Origin of the sequence: Roseicyclus sp. (assembly GCF_052168335.1) — a bacterium.
GTDB lineage: Bacteria > Pseudomonadota > Alphaproteobacteria > Rhodobacterales > Rhodobacteraceae > Roseibacterium.
Genome location: NZ_JBQLZP010000487.1, coordinates 1 through 3,956, shown reverse-complemented (window position 1 = coordinate 3,956; position 3,956 = coordinate 1). Strand labels below are relative to the sequence as shown.

Annotated in this window: 4 protein-coding genes and 1 pseudogene; 2 read left to right on the top strand and 3 right to left on the bottom strand. The window is 71.0% G+C overall.

The genetic code is table 11. The features are described 5' to 3' along the window. From ACTS11_RS15040 to ACTS11_RS15030, 3 genes are all read right to left on the bottom strand, one after another. Positions 1-922, bottom strand: a 922-nt coding sequence (locus ACTS11_RS15040; RefSeq protein ID WP_442641113.1) for a methyltetrahydrofolate cobalamin methyltransferase, incomplete at its 3' end; no start/stop codon positions are given. Between the two features lie 12 nt (positions 923-934). Then, positions 935-1,855: a methylenetetrahydrofolate reductase gene (locus ACTS11_RS15035; RefSeq protein WP_442641112.1), complete on the bottom strand. Its 921-nt coding sequence runs from the start codon at positions 1,853-1,855 to the stop codon at positions 935-937. Positions 1,856-1,891: 36 nt separating this feature from the next. Then, positions 1,892-2,242, bottom strand: coding sequence for a virulence factor (locus tag ACTS11_RS15030; RefSeq protein ID WP_442641111.1), 351 nt, complete (start codon positions 2,240-2,242; stop codon positions 1,892-1,894). 286 nt (positions 2,243-2,528) lie between these two features. Here ACTS11_RS15030 and ACTS11_RS15025 point away from each other — a divergent pair, with 286 nt between their 5' ends. Continuing rightward, positions 2,529-3,677 carry a Ppx/GppA phosphatase family protein gene (locus ACTS11_RS15025; protein WP_442641110.1) on the top strand — a complete coding sequence of 383 codons (1,149 nt, stop codon included), beginning with the start codon at positions 2,529-2,531 and terminating at the stop codon, positions 3,675-3,677. 122 nt (positions 3,678-3,799) lie between these two features. Continuing rightward, positions 3,800-3,956, top strand: a pseudogene (locus tag ACTS11_RS15020) (23S rRNA methyltransferase); the annotation flags it as partial.

Genomic DNA, 3,956 nt, shown 5'->3' with positions numbered 1-3,956 from the left:
GGGGCCTGGTCGAGCCGAGGCCGAAGAGCTTCACGAAGGTCTCGTCATCCATGTCGGGCGGCAGCATCACGCCGGCGGCCTCGACCTCGGCGCGCTTCTCGGCGATCTTCTTGGGCCCCACGGGCAGGGCCACGGGGTTCATGATGGCGCTCGTCATGCCCGCGCCGTAGGCCATGGGCAGGAAGGCGTTGTTGATCCCGTGGCGGTTCGGCAGCCCGAAGGAGATGTTGGAGGCGCCGCAGGTCGTGTTGACGCCGAGCTCCTCCCGCAGCCGGCGCACCAGCGTGAAGACCTGCAGGCCCGCCGTCCGCATCGCGCCGATCGGCATGACGAGGGGGTCGACCACGATGTCGTGGGCCGGGATGCCGAAATCCGCCGCGCGCTCGACGATCTTCTTCGCCACCGCGAAGCGCACGTCCGGGTCCTCGGAGATCCCGGTGTCGTCGTTCGAGATCGCGACCACGGGCACGTTGTACTTCTTCACCAGCGGCAGCACGACCTCCAGCCGCTCCTCCTCGCCGGTGACGGAGTTCACCAGCGGGCGGCCGGTCGCGGCCTCGAGACCGGCCTGGAGGGCGCCGGGGACCGACGAGTCGATGCAGAGCGGGCAATCCGTCACCGCCTGCACGACGCGCACGAGTTCCGGCATCAGCATCGGCTCGACGAAGTTGTTGTCGGCGTAGCGCGCATCCTCGCCCATCTTGTTGGAGAAGACCGCGCCCGAGTTCACGTCGAGCACGGTGGCGCCGGCCTCGACCTGCGCGACGGCGTCGGCCTCGACGCGGGAATAGTCGCCGCGCTCCAGTTCCTCGTTCAGGATCTTGCGGCCGGTCGGATTGATCCGCTCCCCGATCACGCAGAACGGCTGGTCGAAGCCGATGATCGTGGTCCGTGTGGCCGATTCGATGACGGTGCGGGTCATTGGCTCTCCGTGTCAGGCTGCATTGGCGGGCCGGGCGGCCGCGCCGCCATGGGCGATGGCCCACTCGGCATTGGCCGCGATGCCGCCGAGGGGGAAGAAGTGGATGCGCTCGATGTTCGTCGCGCGGCCCGCGGCCTTCGCGGCGGCGAGATCGGACAGAAGTTCGGTCGGCTCCATCGGCTTGACGAGCTTCGAGACGTCCTTGGCACGCTTCTGCAGGACGCCGAGCGAGGCGCCGACGCCGCAGGCGATGGCGAACTTGATGAGGGTCTGCAACTTCGCGGGGCCCGCGACGCCGAGATGGACCGGCATGGAAATCCCGGCGGCCGACAGACGCCCGGCCCAGGCGACGACGGGGCCTGCCTCGAAGGCGAACTGCGTGGCGATGGCGAAACCCGCGTCCGAGCGGTTCGCGAAGTCCTGCTTCCAGCGGAGCGCGGCCATGACCTCGGCCTCGCCGCCCGCCGGATCGATGTCGCGGTTGCCCTCGGGGTGGCCCGCGACATGGAGACGGTCGAACCCGTCGAAGAGGCCCGTCTCGAGGAGCTGCATCGAGGCGTGGTACTCTCCGCGCGGCGTCGCGATGCCGCCAGCGAGGATCAGGCCCTGGCGCACGTCCGCCTCGCCCCGGTAGCGCGCGATCCAGTCGGCGAGCGTGGCCCGGTCGGGGATCGAGCGCGCGGGGAAATGCGGCATGGGCTCGAAGCCCTCGGCGCGCAGGCGCCGCGCGGTCGCCACCATGTCGGCGATCCCGGTGCCGTCGATATGGGCGATGTAGACGCGCGTGCCCGCGGGAAGGAGCGCGCGGAAATCGGCGACCTTCTCGGCGGTGCGCGGCATCACCTCGATCGAGTAGCCCTCGAGAAGCGCCGGGATCGCCAGGTTCGGCGTCGCGGGCGCCGCGGCGGTCTTGCGGAAGGACAGAAGGGCCATGATCGTCTCCCAGATGGCGGCCAAGTCAGGCCCGTGTCATGCGCTGCGCGCCGCGGGGTCGAACCCGTCGGCCTCGACGAGCCGCTTCAGCGCGGCCGCATCGTAGAGGGCGTCGAGACGCGCGGCCTCGGCGGCCGCGATCGCGGAGGGCTCGCCCTCCATCTCGCCCACCGCCACCCGGCGCCATTCGCGGAGATAGGCATCCTCGTCGCGCGCGCCGATCTTCATGGCGACGCGGTCGATGGCCTGCTCGAAACGCTCGGGCAGGGGCGCCTTGGCGCCCCGGCGACCCTTGCCCACGATCACCTGCGCGGGGATGTCCCGCCAGTAGACATGGGTCACGACATGGGTGACCTCGGGGGTGTCGCCGGTCGTTCGGGCGGGCATCGCTTCCTCCGCGCGCGGCGCAACGGGCGCCGCGGTTCGGCCGCACCATAGGGGCAGCTCCATGACCGTCCGGGGCCGTTTTCGACATGAACCGAAGCGGGAGCGACCCGGACGCCGGATTCATAGGCGTCCCGCGGTCTCCGGGCGAGGGCGGCCAGGGCCCAAAATTCTCATGAAGAAGTTGAGGACGCCTCAGGTCGCGCGGGCGTCCCGCTCCCGGGTACATATTGTCGCGCCGCCCCCGAGCGCGTAGATTGGGTCCGACACATGATCAAGGAGGCACCACATGTCGGAGGACCGCTCCGCCGGTGCCGGTCCGTTCCCGCGCCCCGTGGAGCCGCTCGCGCCCGGGTTCGCCCCGCCCACGGAACGCCGTCCGGCCTTCGCCGACAGGCCCGATCCGGCCGATCTCTACGCCGCGCTCGACCTCGGCACGAATTCCTGCCGGATGCTGATCGCCCAGCCCAAGGGCAACCAGCTCCACGTGGTCGATTCGTTCTCGAAGTCGGTTCAGCTCGGGCAGGGGCTCGAGGCCTCGGGCCGGCTCGGGCGTGCCTCGATGGCCCGTGCCGTGGGCGCGCTCAAGATCTGCCGCAAGAAGCTCGACAAGCACCGCGTCGAGCGGATGCGCCTGGTCGCGACCGAGGCCTGCCGGCGGGCCACCAACGCCGCCGAGTTCATCGCGCTGGTGAAGCGCGACACCGGCCTCGCGCTCGAGATCATCCAGCCCGAGGAGGAGGCGCGCCTCGCCGTCGTCTCCTGCGCGCCTCTGGTCTCGACGCGGACGGAGCAGCTTCTCGTCGTGGACATCGGCGGCGGCTCGACCGAACTCGTGTGGATCGACCTCTCCCGCGTGCCGCGCCCCGACCGGCCGCGCGCGATCATGCGGCTCCACCAGGGCTTCGACCACGAGGAGACGATCTTCCCCCGCGCCAAGGTGGTGGACTGGATCTCGATCCCGCTCGGCGTCGCGACGCTGAAGGACATGTATGCCGACGTGGCCGACGACGGCGCGCGCTTCGCGCTGATGAGCTGGTATTTCGAGGAGCAGCTGGCCGAGTTCTCGCCCTACGTGGACGCCGCGGACCAGGCGCGCGAGGGCTTCCAGATCATCGGCACGAGCGGCACCGTCACGACCGTGGCGGCGAGCCACCTGGGCCTGCGCCGCTACGACCGCAACAAGGTCGACGGGCTCCGGATGACCTCCGACCAGATCGATGCCGTGATCTCGCAATACCTCGCGCTCGGCCCCGAGGGGCGGCGGCGCGACCCGCGGATCGGGCGCGACCGGCAGACGCTGATCATGTCGGGGGCGGCGATCCTGCAGGCGCTCCTCCGGGCCTGGCCCACCGACCGGCTCAGCGTCGCGGACCGGGGGCTGCGCGAGGGCCTGCTCTATGCCCAGATGAGCCGGGACGGCGTGCTCGAGGAATAGGGGTTTCGCCCGCGTCGCGGCCGACCCGTTCCGCCGCGCCTCCGGCAGCGCTCCGCGCCGCCCTCGTTGCGGCGCGGCTTCGCCGGGCGTATTTGGAGAAAGATGAAGGGCGGGGTCGGGTCATGACGGCGAAGAGCGGGCGCGGACAGCGCGAGCTGCGGCAGAAGGTGAAGACGGCACGGGGGCGGAAGCTCTCCTCGACGCGCTGGCTCGAGCGGCAGCTGAACGACCCCTACGTCCAGCGGGCGCGGCGCGAGGGTTTCCGGGGTCGGGCGGCCT